The sequence below is a fragment of the Rhizobium arsenicireducens genome (assembly GCF_964021225.1).
In genome coordinates this window covers 1453497-1468064 of sequence record NZ_CAXHYK020000001.1, presented here as the reverse complement: position 1 = coordinate 1468064, position 14568 = coordinate 1453497, and the positions used below count along the sequence as shown (strand labels likewise).

The following is a 14568-nucleotide window of genomic DNA, read 5'->3' as shown; positions in this document are numbered from 1 at the left end:
AACGAAACAGTCCAGGAAAAACATGAAGCACAAGGTCATTTTCGATACGGATCCCGGCGTCGACGACGCCATGGCGCTGCTCTTCCTTCACCACCACCGCGACATTGATCTGCTCGGCATCACCACCGTGTTCGGCAATGCGACGATCGAGACGACGACGCGCAACGCGCTGTTTCTGAAGCGCGAGTGGAAGATCGATTCTCCGGTCGCTCGTGGTGCCGGCGAAACCTTCATCCCGCACCGGGTCAGCCACGAGCCGCCGAAATTCATCCACGGCGACGACGGCCTCGGCAATATCGGCGTGCCGGATGTCATCGACCTGCCGCTCGACCCGCGCCCGGCCCATCGTTTTATCGTCGAGACGATCCGCGCCAATCCGGGCGAGGTGACCCTGGTCGCCGTCGGTCGCATGACCAATCTCGCCAATGCGCTGAAGGAAGATCCGGGCATCGTCGAACTGGTCAAGGAAGTCGTCATCATGGGCGGTGCCTTCGACGTCAACGGCAATGTCACGCCGGCGGCCGAAGCCAATATCCACGGCGATCCGGAAGCCGCCGACATGGTCTTCACCGCCAACTGGCCGGTGGTGATCGTCGGCCTCGACGTCACGACGCAGACCGTGATGACCCGCCAGCAGCTCGCCGACATCCGCGATGCGGCCGGCACCAGCCGCGCCCGCCTTCTGTTCGACCTGTCGCAGTTCTACATCAAGTTCTACGAGAGCCGCGTGCCGGACGGCATGGTCGTGCATGACAGCTGCGCCTGCGCCTATGTCGTGGCACCGCACCTGTTCAAGACGCGGTCCGGTTCGGTCCGCGTGGTCTGCGGCGGCATCGCCGACGGACAGACCATCCAGAAGCCGGACTATATGGGCTTCGGCCCCAGTGTCTGGGATCACCTGCCGAGCCAGAAGATCTGCACCGGCATCGACGCCAAAGGCGTGCTGACGCTGATCCACGACACGATCGTTTCGGTCAAGGAAGACTGATCAGCGGCCGATGATGACGACCGGCAACCCCATCTCCCGCGCCGCGACGATCTTGCCGTAGCCCGCGGCACCTCCCGAATTGCGGCAGACGAGATGGGTGATGCCGTGGGCGGCAAAGAGCTCGGCCTCACGCACCGTATCGGCGGACGGCTTGCCGAGCATCAGCACATGGTCGGCGAACGGCAGCGGTTCGGCCGGCGCGTCGACCATGCGGATGACGAAGCGGCAGTCGCTCCGGGCGACGAAGGCATCGAGATATTGCCGGCCGAGCGCCAGGAACACGGTCGCACCGGCCGGCAGCGCCTGCGCCGCCTCCTCGAGCGACGAAACCTCCTGCCAGCGGTCGCCACGTTGGCGCTCCCAGCCGGGGCGAACCAGATGCTCGAGCGCGATCCCCGTCTCGGCCGCCGCCTGGATGGCGTTTTCCGAGATGCGCCGGGCAAAGGGGTGGGTGGCGTCGATGATCCGGGTGATACCATTCTCGCGGATAAAGGCGGCCAGACCCTCAGCGCCGCCGAACCCGCCGATGCGCACCTCGCCGGGCGGCAGGACGGGGCTGGTCGTGCGACCCGCAAGCGAGGTGACCACGGCGACGTCGCCGCGCGCCACGAGTTGTTCCGCAAGGGCTGCCGCTTCGGCGGTGCCGCCGAGGATCAGCACCTTCGGATTGGCGTCAGGCGGCACGGGCAATGATCTTCCCCTTACGATCCGTGACGATCACGTCGACCTCGACCGGCGCGCCGCGCAAGGTTTCGACCGCAGTCGCGCGGGCGGCGCGGGCAACCGCGGAGGCGATGTCTATTTCATTTTCATTTGCTAATTCAAGTACTTCTAAAGCAGTGTTCGCGTGAAGCATTCGCTCCCGAACAGGCCCGGTGAGCACAGCCCCGTCGATCAGCGACAGGAGTGCTTCATTGTCCACCTGGCTGCGGGAGGAATGCAGGTCGAGCGCGCCTTGCGCCAGCTTGGCCATCTTGGCGAATCCGCCGGCAATGGTCAGCCGCGGCACCGGATGCACCCGCAGATATTTGAGCAGGCCGCCAGCAAAGTCGCCCATGTCGAGCAGCGCGCCGTCCGGCAGGTTGTGGAAGACTAGCGCGGCCTTCTCCGACGTCGAGCCGGTGGCGCCCAGCACGTGCTGCATGCCCTCGGCGCGGGCGACGTCGATGCCGCGATGGATCGAATGGATCCAGGCGGCGCAGGAAAAGGGATGGACGACGCCGGTGGTGCCGAGCACCGAGAGCCCGCCGACGATGCCGAGCCGCGGGTTCCATGTCTTTTCGGCGATCTTGTCCCCGCCGGGGATCGACACCGTGATCTCGACATCGGCCGGCAGGCCGTGCTGCGTGCAGAGCGCCTCGACCTCGGCCGTCATCATCGCGCGCGGCACGGGATTGATCGCCGGCTCGCCGACGCCGATCGGCAGGCCGGGCCGGGTCACGGTGCCGACGCCGTCGCCGGCGGCAAAGCGGATACCGCTTCCGGGCGGCATCGGACGGACCGAGGCGACTACGGTTGCCCCATGCGTCACATCCGGATCATCGCCGGCATCCTTGACGATGCCGGCCATCGCATAGCCGTCGCCAAGGGCCTCGAGCGCAAGCGCGAAGGCCGGTTCCTCGCCGCGCGGCAGGCGGATCGTCACGGGATCCGGGAACTCGCCGGTGATCAGCGCCGTCAGCGCCGCCTTGGTGGCGGCCGTCGCGCAGGCGCCGGTCGTCCAGCCGGTCCTAAGCGGGCCTTCGGGCTTGGCAATGCGGCCTTCGTCGGCCGCGGGCGCGGCGGTTTTGTCGGGTTGGCTCATGGTCCCGTTATAGGCGAGCGCGAGGCCATCCGGAAGCACCGTCAGCGGCCTTCGCGATTGCAATTTCGCCATGCGGAGCCTAGAGCATGTCCATGAGTTTCGATCCATTTTCCAAGCTTGCGACGATCATGCCCGGCCATGTCTGGCTGGCGGGCGCGGGCCCGGGCGATCCCGGCCTGCTGACCCTGCTCGCCGCCAAGGCGCTGGGCGAGGCGGACGTGATCGTGCACGATGCGCTGGTCAACGACGAATGCCTGAAGCTCGCCCGGCCGGGCGCGCTTCTCGAATATGCGGGCAAGCGCGGCGGCAAGCCGTCGGCCAAGCAGCGCGACATTTCGCTGCGCCTCGTCGAACTCGCCAAGGCCGGCCACAGGGTTTTGCGCCTCAAGGGCGGCGACCCCTTCGTCTTCGGACGCGGCGGCGAAGAAGCGCTGACCCTGATCGACCACGGCGTTCCCTTCCGCATCGTGCCCGGCATTACCGCGGGGATCGGCGGGCTTGCCTATGCCGGCATCCCGGTCACCCATCGCGAGATCAATCACGCCGTCACCTTCCTGACCGGGCATGACAGCTCCGGCGTCGTGCCCGACCGGATCGACTGGGACGCCATCGGCCGCGGTTCGCCGGTCATCGTCATGTATATGGCGATGAAGCACATCGCCACGATCAGCGCCCATCTGATCGCCGCCGGACGCTCGCCCGACGAGCCGGTCGCCTTCGTCTGCGATGCCGCGACCGCTTCGCAGCGGGTGCTGGAAACCACGCTTGGCCGAGCGGAGGCCGACGTGCTCGCCTCCGGGCTGGAGCCGCCGGCGATCGTCGTCGTCGGCGAGGTGGTAAGGCTTCGGCCCTCGCTCGATTGGCTGGGCGCACTGTCCGGCCGCAAGCTGCTCCCCGATCCTTTCGCCTCCGACGCCAAGAAGGACAGCGCATGAACGGCCTGCTGATCGCAGCGCCGTCCTCCGGTTCCGGCAAGACGACGGTGACCCTCGGCCTCTTGCGGGCGCTGAAGAAGCGTGGCGTTCCGATCGCGCCCGGCAAGGCGGGCCCGGACTATATCGACCCCGCCTTCCATGCAGCGGCAAGCGGCGAGACCTGCCTCAACTTCGATCCCTGGGCCATGCGCGACGATTTGCTGCGGACCAATGCCGCCGGCCATGCGGCGCAGGGCAGGCTGCTGGTGGTCGAGGCAATGATGGGCCTGTTCGACGGCGCGGCGGACGGCACCGGTTCGGCGGCCGATCTTGCAGCGCTCCTCGGCTTGCCCGTCGTGCTGGTGGTCGATTGCGCCAAGGCGTCCCATTCGGTTGCGGCCCTGGTCAGCGGCTTTGCCAAATTCCGGACCGACAGCCGCGTGGTGGGCGTCATCCTCAACCGGGTCGGCAGCGACCGCCACGAGACCATGCTGCGCCAGGCGCTGGCCGGCATCGCCATGCCGGTCCTGGGCGTGGTGTGCAACGATCCCAGCCTGCATCTGCCCGAGCGCCATCTCGGCCTCGTTCAGGCGGGGGAGCATGGTCAACTCGAGGCCTTCATCGAGCGCGCCGCCGTCGTCATCGAGCATGGCTGCGATCTCGACGCGCTGCTGGGTGCGGCCAAAGCACTACCCCGCGCGGCACCTTCGTCCGCCGCAACGCCGCTGCCGCCGCTCGGCCAGAAGATCGCCGTCGCCCGCGACATCGCTTTTGCCTTTTCCTATGCCCATATCCTGCGCGGCTGGCAGGAGGCGGGGGCGGAAATCGCATTCTTCTCGCCGCTCGCCGACGAGGTGCCGGCGCCGGACGCCGACGCGGTCTACCTGCCGGGCGGATACCCCGAACTGCATGCCGGAACGCTGGCCGCTGCCGCGACCTTCCGCACAGGCATGCTGGAAGCCCACATGCGCGGCGCGAGAATCTTTGGCGAGTGCGGCGGCTACATGGTGCTGGGCGACGCGCTCATCGATGCCGACGGCGCTGTTCACCCGATGCTGGGCCTGCTGCCGCTGGTCACCAGCTATGCCACCCGCAAGCGCCATCTCGGCTATCGCCGTATCGCGCCGGTGGACGCAACCTTCTTCTCCACGCCGATGACAGCGCACGAGTTCCACTATGCGTCGATCGTTTCTGAAGGCGCCGCTGACCGGCTGTTTTCCGCCGAAGACGCGCTCGGCACGTCGCTCGGAGACGTGGGCCTCCGGCGCGGTAACGTCGCCGGCTCCTTCATGCACCTGATCGACATCCGAGAAGGTGCTGCATGAGCGGCAGGATCGTCCATGGCGGCGGCATCGGTGCGGCCGCAGCGCTTTATGGCGGACAGCCCGGGGACTGGCTCGATCTCTCGACTGGCCTCAATCCATGCCCGCCCGGACTCCCGGATATCCCGGTCCGCATCTGGCATCGTCTGCCGGACCAGGACCTGCTGAACGAAACGCGCCGCGCTGCCCGGGCCTTCTATGGCTCCGGCGATATCTTGCCGCTTCCCGTTCCCGGCACGCAATCGGTGATCCAGTTGCTGCCCAGGCTCGCCGCCCGCGAAAAGCCCGCCGCCATCCTGTCGCCGACCTATGGCGAATACGGCCGCGTCCTCTCGGCCAATGGCTTTGCGGTCGATGCCGTGGCGACGCTCGACGATGTCGATCCGTCGTCGGGGCTGGTCGTTGTAGTCAACCCCAACAACCCGACCGGCAGGTTGCATGCGCCTGGAGACCTTCTGTCTCTGGCCGACCGGCTGGCCGGGCAGGGCGGCTTTCTCGTCGTCGACGAAGCCTTCGGCGACTGCACGCCGGAGACGAGCCTCGCCGGCGCGGTCGCGACGCGACCGAACCTCATCGTCTTCCGCTCCTTCGGCAAGTTCTTCGGTCTCGCCGGCCTGCGGCTCGGCTTCGTGATCGCAACCGACGACATCCTCCAGCGTTTTTCCGATTGGCTAGGCCCCTGGGCAGTGTCCGGCCCGGCACTTTCGGTGGCCGCCGATCTCCTGTCTGCCGCTCCGCAGCCGCTCCGCCGCATCATCGCCGAGCGCCGGGCGGGGCTTGGTCAGGTGCTCGACCGTGCCGGCTTGAATGTCGAAGGCGGAACGTCGCTCTTCGCCCTCGTGACCGATCCCTGCGCGGCCGAACTGCATACCCATTTGTGCCGGGCGCATATCCTCACCCGCAAGTTCGACTACGCCCCGACCTGGCTGCGCTTCGGGCTGGCGCCCGACACGGCGTCGGACGAGCGCCTTGCCGCTGCACTTGCCACGTGGAGGGAACGATGACGGTCTGGATCCTCGCTGCTCTTTTTGGCGCACTTGTTCTCGACCGCATCGTCGGCGATCCGCCGGCGCTCTGGGCGCGCCTGCCGCATCCGGTCGTGCTGTTCGGCCATGGCATTGCCTTCTTCGACCGGCAGCTCAACCGCGAGACGCTGGCACCCGCGACGCGCCGCCGCAATGGCGTGATGGCGATCGTCCTGCTGCTGGCCCTGTCCGGCGCCGTCGGCCTTCTGCTGTCCGGCCTGTTCCGGGCGCTCGGTGTCTTCGGCTTTGCCCTCGAACTCCTGGTCGTCGCCGTGTTCCTCGCCCAGAAGAGCCTTGGCGACCATGTCGCGGCTGTGGCTTTGGGCCTGCGGACAGACGGGCTGGAGGGTGGCAGGCGTGCGGTCGCGCTGATCGTCGGTCGCGATCCGCAGGCGCTCGACGAGCCGGGGGTCTGCCGGGCGGCGATCGAGAGCCTGGCGGAGAATTTTGCCGATGGCGTCGTGGCGCCGGCCTTCTGGTATGCGCTCGCCGGTCTTCCCGGCATCCTTGCCTACAAGATGCTGAACACCGCCGATTCGATGATCGGCCACAAGAGCGACAAGTACCGCGATTTCGGCTGGGCCTCGGCCCGCCTCGATGATCTCGCCAACTGGCCGGCCGCGCGCCTTTCCAGCCTGCTGATCGCCGCCGCGACCTTTGCGCTGCGGGGCGCCGCGGCGGCGCGCCGATCCCTGTCGGTGACCCTGCGCGACTCCGGCCTGCACCGCTCGCCCAATTCCGGCTGGCCCGAAGCGGCGATGGCCGGCGCGCTCGACATCCAGCTGACCGGCCCACGCATCTACGGCGGCGAGCGCGTCAGCGAGCCGATGATCAACGGTGCCGGCAGACCGGTCGCCACCGTCCGGGACATAGAAACGGGTGTCGATCTGTTCTACGCAAGTTGCACGGCCCTGACAGTGCTGCCGGCCGTTCTTGTTGCTGTGGCCCTGTTCGTCTAGAGAGAGCCGCAGACGTTCCCCTTAAGCCAATCTTATCCTTGCCGCTTAATCACATTTACTCGAAATCGGACTATAGTGCCCTGTAAGCAGCCGTCCGATGGGCGAAGACCAAGACTGGGGGAAGATTATGCGTAGATTGCTTCTGGCCATTTCGGCCGCATTGTGCCTGCTAATTCAGCCGATGGCAGCTGCAGCGAGCAACCTTGTCGCAAGTATAAGCATTTCCAGCCAGACCATGACCGTCTCGCAGAACGGTATTGTCAAGCATCGCTGGAAGGTCTCGACTGCCCGCAAGGGCTATGTCACGCCGCTTGGCAACTACAGCGCCAAATGGGCCTCGAAGAACCATCGCTCGCGCAAGTACGACAACGCGCCGATGCCTTATGCGATCTTCTTCCATGGCGGCTATGCCATTCACGCCACCTACGATCTCAAGCGCCTCGGCCGGCCGGCTTCGCACGGCTGCGTGCGTCTGCATCCCGATAATGCGGCCCGGTTTTTCTCTATGGCGTTGAACAACGGGCTGAAGAACACGAAGATCATCGTCACGCGTTGAGCTGAGCAGTGCGCCGAAGGCTCGGCGGGTCAGTCGTTCCCCGCCGCATAACGCAGGCGGCGCTTGTCCGGAACGATCACATGTCGATTGTTCTCGATGACGATGATGTTCTCCTTGCGCAGCTTGGTCATTTGCCGGCTGACGGTCTCGATCGTAAGCCCAAGGAAGTCGGCTATGTCGGCGCGCGAGAGAGGCAGGTCGAAGGTCGTGGAGTTGCCCCCGCTCTTTTCCGGATCGATATGGGTGGCGATCAGGTAGAGAAAGCTCGCCACCTTCTCCTGCGCCGTCTTGCGGCCGAGTGTCAGCATCCAGTCGCGCGCCTCGTCGAGTTCCTTCAGCGACTGCGAATGCAGCTTGCGCTCCAGCTCACGCGCTTCACCCACCATCCGTTCGACGATCGGGCGCGGGAAGCAGCAGATTTCCGTTTCGGTCGCCGCTTCCGCGGTTACCGAGCTTTCGCTTAGGAAAGGTCGGCCGAGGAAGTCGGGAGCGAACTGCAGGCCGACGATCTGTTGGCGACCGTCCGCCATCATCTTCGACAGCTTGACGACGCCGTTCAGGATATTGCTGTAGCTGCCTACACTTTCGCCCTGTCCAATGACCTCATTGCCCGCCTCGACCTTGCGGCGCGTGGAGTGTTTGTTGAGTTCGACGAGTTGGGAAGCGCTTAATGCGGCGCAAATGCCACCGTGGCGTGCCTCGCAGGCTTTGCAGACTGCCGGAGCTTCGCATTCGCCGGTTTGTTTCTTGTGCGCGTCCATGATCTTGATCCCGTCTGGCGCCAAACTGACCTTAGGTCAAGCCCGGACTTCTCTCGTCCCGAAACTTAAGAGCGATACCCCTGCCGCTTGCATAGGAACAGCCTGACAAATCTATCAGTAAATTGATCGAAGTCAAAGGCGCACGCGATCTGCGGCGATACCAAGAAGGACAAGATGACTTTTCGAAAAGCGGCGCAAATCATGCAAAATCCCCTGCTGGCCAAGTATTCCGGCTCCGTCCCACGTTACACCAGCTATCCGACGGCGCCGCATTTTCATGAGGGTGTGCACTGCGGCAAATATGCGCAGTGGCTCGGTGAACTCGGCTCGGGGCACGACCTGTCGCTGTATGTTCACATTCCCTACTGCGACCGTCTGTGTTGGTTCTGCGCCTGCCACACGAAGCACACGCTGAAATACGAACCGATCGAGAGCTATCTCGCCTCGCTCAAGAAGGAGATCGCCAAGGTCGGCAGCCTGGTCAGCCGCGATGCCAAGGTGAGTGCGCTGCATTTCGGCGGCGGTTCGCCGACAATGCTCAAGCCCGGGGACCTGATCGACCTGATGAAGACCTTCCGCGCGGCCTTCGATTTCCGCGACGATGCCGAGATCAGCGTCGAGATGGACCCGAACGATCTCGACGAGCCGCGCTATGATGCGCTGGCGGCAATCGGCATGACGCGGGCGAGTTTGGGTGTGCAGGACTTCGATCCCAAGGTGCAGAAGACCATCAACCGCATCCAGACCTTCGAGCAGACCAAATCCGTCGTCGATGCCGTGCGGGCGAGGGGCGTCCATTCGGTCAACTGCGACATTCTCTATGGGCTGCCCTACCAGACAATGCGAACGCTGGAAGCCACCGTCAACGACATCGTTTCGCTGTCGCCGGATCGGATCGCGCTTTTCGGCTATGCCCACGTGCCGTGGATGAAGAAGCATCAGACGATGATTCCGGAAGAGGCGCTGCCCGACATCGAGATGCGCTTTGCCCAGATGACCCGCGCCGCCGAGATGCTGGTCGCCGCAGGCTACGAGCCGATCGGCATCGACCACTTTGCGAGGCCCGACGACCGGCTGGCGGTGGCCGCTCGCAACGGCAGGCTGCGCCGCAATTTCCAGGGTTATACGGATGACGCGGCGGATGCCCTGATCGGCTTCGGCGCCTCCTCGATCGGACAGTTGCCACAGGGCTATGTTCAGAACATGCCGGCGACCGGCGAGTACCAGCGCATGGCGGATGCGGACGGCCTGACCGTGGTGCGGGGCATCGAGATGTCCGAAGACGATCGGATGCGGGCCCATGTCATCGAGCAGATCATGTGCCGCTTCGCCTTCTCCTTTGCCTCCGTCCGCACGCTCTACCCCGCCATTGGTGAGGCGCTGATTGCAGAGGCTCGACAATACGCCGCTTCGAATCAGGACGGCATTTGCGAGATTGTCGCGGACGAGTTTCGTCTGACCGAAGCCGGCAAGCCCTTTGCCCGCAGTGTCGCTGCGGTTTTCGATAGCTATCTCGCAACGGGCAAGGGCCGCCATTCGATTGCTGTTTAAGCAACACCTCGGCTCCAATTTCCACCGGTGGTCAAACTTCCCATTGGCTTTTAGAATCGTTTTCCCTATGTGGGACAAAGATTTTCGACATATGAGGTAATTGGCGTGACCGCTACATTCGACAAAGTTGCCGACATTATTGCTGAGACCAGCGAAATCGACCGCGAGACGATCACTCCGGAAAGCCATACGATCGACGATCTCGGAATTGACAGCCTCGACTTCCTCGACATCGTCTTTGCGATCGACAAGGAATTCGGCATCAAGATCCCCCTCGAGCAGTGGACGCAGGAAGTCAACGAGGGCAAGGTTTCGACCGAGGAATACTTCGTCCTGAAGAACCTGTGTGCCAAGATCGATGAACTGCGGGCAGCCAAGGGCTGAGCCGCCGGCAGGGCGAAGGTCTTCATGCTGCTCGAATATTTCCAGATGATCGACAAGGTCGAGGCCGTTGACCTCGACCGCGGCACGTTGAAGGCCCGATCCGTCGTGCCTGAGAAGAGCCCGGTTTTCGAAGGCCATTTTCCCGGCATGCCGCTCGTTCCCGGCGTTCTCCTGATCGAGACCATGGCCCAGGCCTCCGGCATGCTGGTGCTGGCCGCCAAGGATTTCACGGCGATGCCGTTCCTGATGTCGGTCGATGGCGCCAAGATGCGCGCCTTCGTCGAGCCCGGCGCAGTCCTCGAGATCGAAGCCCATCTCGAACACGACGGCTCCGGTTTCGCCGTGACCAAGGCGAAGATTTCAAGCGCCGGCAAGAAGATCTGCGATGCGCAGCTGAAGCTCCGCACCATGCCTTTCAGCGAAGTGCCGCTGGCCGACATCGTGCGCAAGCGCGCCGAGGAAATCGGCCTGATGGACGCCATCGCCGCCGCCCGCTAAGAGTGCGGCATCGGAGCGCCCGGCTCTGACAGTTTTATTCTGATGGATGCGAGCCCGAAAAGCCGAGGGCTCGATGCGCCGGCCGTGTCGCCGGCGAGAGGACAGCAAATGATCAAGAAGCCGAACGATGTGGTGATCACCGGAGTTGGCATCGTCACCTGCCATGGCACCGGCAAGGAGGCGCATGTCGCGCTCCTGTCTTCCGCCGTGGCAACGCCTCCGGTGCTCGAGACGGAAAAGTTCAAGCCCTATCCGGTCCACCGCCTGCCGGAGATTGACTGGTCGCAGCAGATCGCCAAGCGCGGCGACCAGCGCCAGATGGAGAATTGGCAGCGCCTCGGCGTCTATGCCGCGGGTCTTGCACTTGACGACGCTGGCATGAAGGACGACCTGGAAGCCTGCGGATCGATGGATCTGATTGTGGCGGCTGGTGGCGGCGAGCGCGACATCGCGGTCGACAGCCTGATCGTCGACGAGGCGCTGAAGCGCAATGATCGCGAGCGGCTGCTGATCGAGAAGCTTACCACGGAACTGCGCCCGACGCTGTTCCTCGCCCAGCTCTCCAACCTCATGGCTGGCAACATCTCCATCGTCCACAAGGTGACCGGCTCGTCGCGCACATTCATGGGTGAGGAATTGGCCGGGATTTCCGCGATCGAGACGGCCTTTTCCCGCATCCGGGCTGGCCAATCGACCCACACCCTGGTCGGCGGCGCCTTCATCGCCGAGCGTGCCGACATCCTGCTATTGGTCGAAGGCATTCAGGCTCATTCCACCGGCGAATGGCAGCCTTTGTGGTCGCGGCAGGCGGGCGAGGGCGGCGGTATGATTCTCGGCACGGTCGGCGCCTTCCTCATGCTGGAAAGCCGGGCGCATGCCGAAGCGCGAGGCGCACACATTTATGCAGTTCTGGAAGCAGTCGAAGGCGATCGCGGCCAGCGGGACGACGGCGGTCTGGAAAGGCGTCTTGGTCGCCTGACGAAGCTCGCGGCCGATGCCACTGCCGCAGACACGGTGGTGTTCTCCGGTTCGAGCGGCCTGCATGACTTAGCGAAGAGAGAACAGGCCGTGCTGGCCGAGAATTTCCCCGGCACGCCGGTCCGTGGCTACGGCGGTGAAACCGGGCACGGGCTGGAAGCCCAGTTCCCGCTCGGTCTGGCGCTCGCGGCACTCGCCATTGATTCCGGCGCCAAGGTGCCGCCCTTCGATCCGGCGCATGAAGCCGCCATGACCGCACCCGCCCGCCACGCCGTCGTGACCACGGTCGGCTATACGCGCGGCGAGGGCATCGCCCTCGTCTCGGCCGATGCGTGAGGAGTTGAGAGCATGACAGACAACCGTTTCAAGGACCATCTCGGCCGCCCGATCGTCGCCGTCACCGGCATGGGCGTGATCACCTCGCTCGGCCAGGGGCTTTCCGAAAACTGGGACGCGCTGACGTCGGGCAAGTCCGGCATCCACTACATCAACCGCTTCGACACCGAGGGCATGTCGACCCGCATCGGCGGCACCGTCGACTTCATCGACATCCCCGCACCGAATTCGGTCGAACGCTCCTATGCCATGGCGCGCGAGACGACGATCGAGGCGCTGGCCCAGGCCGGTCTCTCCGGCGACTTCAACGGCCCGCTCTTCCTGGCCGCACCGCCGGTCGAACCGGAATGGGCCGACCGCTTCGCCCTTGCCGAGCGCTCGCCGCCGGCCAGCCATCCCGGCGATGCCTATGAGCGCTTCCTGACCGCGATGCGACAGAAGGCCGATCCGGTCTTCCTCGAGGCCGTGCAGTTCGGCTCGATCTCGGAGCGGCTCGCCGATCGCTTCGGCACGCGCGGCCTGCCGGTGACGCTGTCGACCGCCTGCGCGTCCGGCGCCACGGCCATCCAGCTCGGCGTCGAAGCGATCCGCCAGGGCCGCACCGACCGGGCGCTCACGATTGCCACCGACGGTTCCGTCAGCGCCGAATTGGTCATCCGCTTCTCGCTTCTGTCGGCGCTTTCGACCCAGAACGATCCGCCGGAAAAGGCCTCCAAGCCGTTCAGCAAGGATCGCGACGGTTTCGTTATCGCCGAAGGGGCGGCCACTCTGGTGCTGGAATCGCTGGAATCCGCCATCGCCCGCGGGGCAAGCGTGCTCGGCATCGTGCAGGGCTGCGGCGAAAAGGCCGACCATTTCCACCGCACCCGCTCGTCCCCGGACGGTGGCCCGGCAATCGCCACCATTCATGCGGCGCTCGAGGATGCCGGTCTGTCGGACGGCGCGATCGGCTATATCAACGCTCATGGCACCTCGACGCCGGAAAACGACAAGATGGAATATGGCGCCATGCTCGCGGTTTTCGGCGACAGGCTGAAGAGCATTCCGGTGTCGTCCAACAAGTCGATGATCGGCCACACGCTGACGGCGGCCGGCGCAGTCGAGGCCGTGTTCTCGATCCAGACCATGCTGACGGGCACCCTGCCGCCGACCATCAACTACACCAATCCGGATCCTGCGATGGAACTCGACGTCGTGCCGAACGTGAAGCGTTCGGCCGATGTCTCGGCCGTTCTGTCGAGCTCGTTCGGCTTCGGCGGGCAAAACGCCAGCCTTGTCATGACGCTTGAACCGGTCTAAGGGCTCCGCCCATATGAGGGACGTCATCCTCGGCCCCGTGCCGAGGATCTACAAGCCTCGGTGAAATAGCGAAGGTCAGCAGATGCTCGGGACAGGCCCGAGTATCACGATGGACGTGGATGACGTCCTCGCCAGCCTGGTGGACCTGGAAGGAACAGGAACTATGCGCGCACTGCAACTCGTCGAAGACCGCAAGCTCGAAATCGTCGATCTTCCCGAGCCGGAAGCGCCAGGTCCGGGCGAGGTGACGCTCAGGGTCAAGGCCGTGGCGCTCAACCACATTGACGTTTGGGGCTGGCGCGGCATGGCGTTCGCCAAGCGCAAGATGCCGCTCGTCATCGGCGCGGAAGCCTCAGGTGTGGTCGAGGCGATCGGCCCCGGTGTCGGCAATATCCTGCCGGGCCAGCTCGCCGCGGTTTACGGCGCGCGCACCTGCGGCCTGTGCAAGCCCTGTCGTGAGGGCCGCGACAACCTGTGCGAAAACGTCTCGGGCGTGCACGGCTTCCACCTCGACGGCTTCGCCCAGGAAAAGATCAACCTGCCGGCCCGCCTGCTCGTACCGGCGCCACCCGGCGTCGATGCGGTTGCTGCCGCCCTTGCTCCGGTGACCTTCGGCACGGTCGAGCACATGCTGTTCGACAATGCAAAGCTCGAGCCGGGCGAAACCATCCTCGTCCATGCCGGCGGTTCCGGCATCGGTACGGCGGCGATCCAGCTCGCCAAGAAGATGGGTTGCACCGTCATCACCACCGTCGGCTCCGACGACAAGATCGAGCCCGCCAAGGCGCTTGGCGCCGATCACGTCATCAACTACCGCACCGACCGTTTCGAGGGCGTCGTGCGCAAGCTGACCAAGAAGAAGGGCGTCGACGTCGTGTTCGAGCATGTCGGCAAGGACACCTGGGCTGGTTCCATGCTTTGCTTGAAGCGCGGCGGTCGCCTCGTTACCTGCGGCTCGACCTCGGGCGTGTCGACCGACATGAACCTGATGATGCTCTTCCAGCAACAGCTGAAGCTTTTCGGCTCCTTTGGCTGCCGCATGGAGAACATGGCGAATGCCATGCAGAAGATGGCGTGCGGCATCGTCCATCCGGTGATCGACACCGAGGTGAGGTTTGAGGACATAGACCGCGCGCTGTCGCGCATGGAAGGTCGCCAGGTGTTCGGCAAGATTATCCTCAGGTTGGATTGAG

Annotated in this window: 15 protein-coding genes; 12 read left to right on the top strand and 3 right to left on the bottom strand. The window is 64.8% G+C overall.

Annotation, left to right across the window (positions count from 1 at the left end; genetic code table 11):
* Window positions 1-22: 22 nt before the first annotated feature.
* Window positions 23-988, top strand: coding sequence for a nucleoside hydrolase (locus tag ACWPVA_RS06945; RefSeq protein WP_454286987.1), 966 nt, complete (start codon window positions 23-25; stop codon window positions 986-988).
* On the opposite strand, the gene ACWPVA_RS06940 is transcribed toward ACWPVA_RS06945, so the two are convergent.
* Both ACWPVA_RS06940 and ACWPVA_RS06935 read right to left on the bottom strand, forming a co-directional pair.
* The gene (locus ACWPVA_RS06940) at window positions 989-1672 is read right to left on the bottom strand and encodes a cobalt-precorrin-6A reductase (protein WP_454286986.1); all 684 of its coding nucleotides are present in this window, start codon (window positions 1670-1672) and stop codon (window positions 989-991) included.
* A complete protein-coding gene (locus ACWPVA_RS06935; RefSeq protein ID WP_454289547.1) occupies window positions 1662-2792 on the bottom strand; it encodes a cobalt-precorrin-5B (C(1))-methyltransferase in 1131 nt (376 codons plus the stop codon). The genes ACWPVA_RS06940 and ACWPVA_RS06935 overlap by 11 nt, the downstream gene beginning before the upstream one ends.
* 92 nt (window positions 2793-2884) lie before the next feature.
* Between ACWPVA_RS06935 and cobA the strand changes: the two genes are divergently transcribed.
* From cobA to ACWPVA_RS06910, 5 genes are all read left to right on the top strand, one after another.
* On the top strand, window positions 2885-3727 hold the full coding sequence (gene cobA, locus ACWPVA_RS06930; RefSeq protein ID WP_454289546.1) for a uroporphyrinogen-III C-methyltransferase: 843 nt from the start codon (window positions 2885-2887) through the stop codon (window positions 3725-3727).
* Window positions 3724-5031, top strand: coding sequence for a cobyrinate a,c-diamide synthase (locus ACWPVA_RS06925; protein WP_454286985.1), 1308 nt, complete (start codon window positions 3724-3726; stop codon window positions 5029-5031). The genes cobA and ACWPVA_RS06925 overlap by 4 nt, the downstream gene beginning before the upstream one ends.
* Complete coding sequence (cobD, locus tag ACWPVA_RS06920) at window positions 5028-6032, top strand: threonine-phosphate decarboxylase CobD (protein ID WP_454286984.1); 1005 nt, start codon at window positions 5028-5030, stop codon at window positions 6030-6032. The genes ACWPVA_RS06925 and cobD overlap by 4 nt, the downstream gene beginning before the upstream one ends.
* Window positions 6029-7012 (top strand): adenosylcobinamide-phosphate synthase CbiB, encoded by a 984-nt coding sequence (gene cbiB, locus ACWPVA_RS06915; RefSeq protein WP_454286983.1) that lies wholly within the window; start codon window positions 6029-6031, stop codon window positions 7010-7012. Before cobD ends, cbiB begins: the two co-directional genes overlap by 4 nt.
* A 127-nt stretch (window positions 7013-7139) precedes the next feature.
* Window positions 7140-7568 carry a L,D-transpeptidase gene (locus ACWPVA_RS06910; RefSeq protein WP_454286982.1) on the top strand — a complete coding sequence of 143 codons (429 nt, stop codon included), beginning with the start codon at window positions 7140-7142 and terminating at the stop codon, window positions 7566-7568.
* A gap of 29 nt (window positions 7569-7597) precedes the next feature.
* On the opposite strand, the gene ACWPVA_RS06905 is transcribed toward ACWPVA_RS06910, so the two are convergent.
* Window positions 7598-8329, bottom strand: a complete 732-nt coding sequence (locus tag ACWPVA_RS06905) for a Crp/Fnr family transcriptional regulator (RefSeq protein ID WP_454286981.1) — start codon at window positions 8327-8329, stop codon at window positions 7598-7600.
* 201 nt (window positions 8330-8530) lie between these two features.
* Here ACWPVA_RS06905 and hemN point away from each other — a divergent pair, with 201 nt between their 5' ends.
* The 6 genes from hemN (at window position 8531) to ACWPVA_RS06875 (ending at window position 14567) form a co-directional block, all read left to right on the top strand.
* Entirely contained in the window at window positions 8531-9880 is a 1350-nt protein-coding gene (gene hemN / locus ACWPVA_RS06900) for an oxygen-independent coproporphyrinogen III oxidase (protein WP_454286980.1), read from the top strand.
* Window positions 9881-9985: 105 nt separating this feature from the next.
* A complete protein-coding gene (locus ACWPVA_RS06895) occupies window positions 9986-10264 on the top strand; it encodes an acyl carrier protein (RefSeq protein WP_003502893.1) in 279 nt (92 codons plus the stop codon).
* 24 nt (window positions 10265-10288) lie between these two features.
* Window positions 10289-10762 (top strand): 3-hydroxyacyl-ACP dehydratase FabZ family protein, encoded by a 474-nt coding sequence (locus ACWPVA_RS06890; protein WP_454286979.1) that lies wholly within the window; start codon window positions 10289-10291, stop codon window positions 10760-10762.
* 108 nt (window positions 10763-10870) lie between these two features.
* Window positions 10871-12076 (top strand): beta-ketoacyl-ACP synthase, encoded by a 1206-nt coding sequence (locus ACWPVA_RS06885; protein ID WP_454286978.1) that lies wholly within the window; start codon window positions 10871-10873, stop codon window positions 12074-12076.
* Between the two features lie 12 nt (window positions 12077-12088).
* Window positions 12089-13375 carry a beta-ketoacyl-ACP synthase gene (locus ACWPVA_RS06880; protein ID WP_454286977.1) on the top strand — a complete coding sequence of 429 codons (1287 nt, stop codon included), beginning with the start codon at window positions 12089-12091 and terminating at the stop codon, window positions 13373-13375.
* A 163-nt stretch (window positions 13376-13538) separates the two neighbouring features.
* On the top strand, window positions 13539-14567 hold the full coding sequence (locus tag ACWPVA_RS06875; protein ID WP_454286976.1) for a zinc-binding dehydrogenase: 1029 nt from the start codon (window positions 13539-13541) through the stop codon (window positions 14565-14567).
* Window position 14568 lies beyond the last annotated feature (1 nt).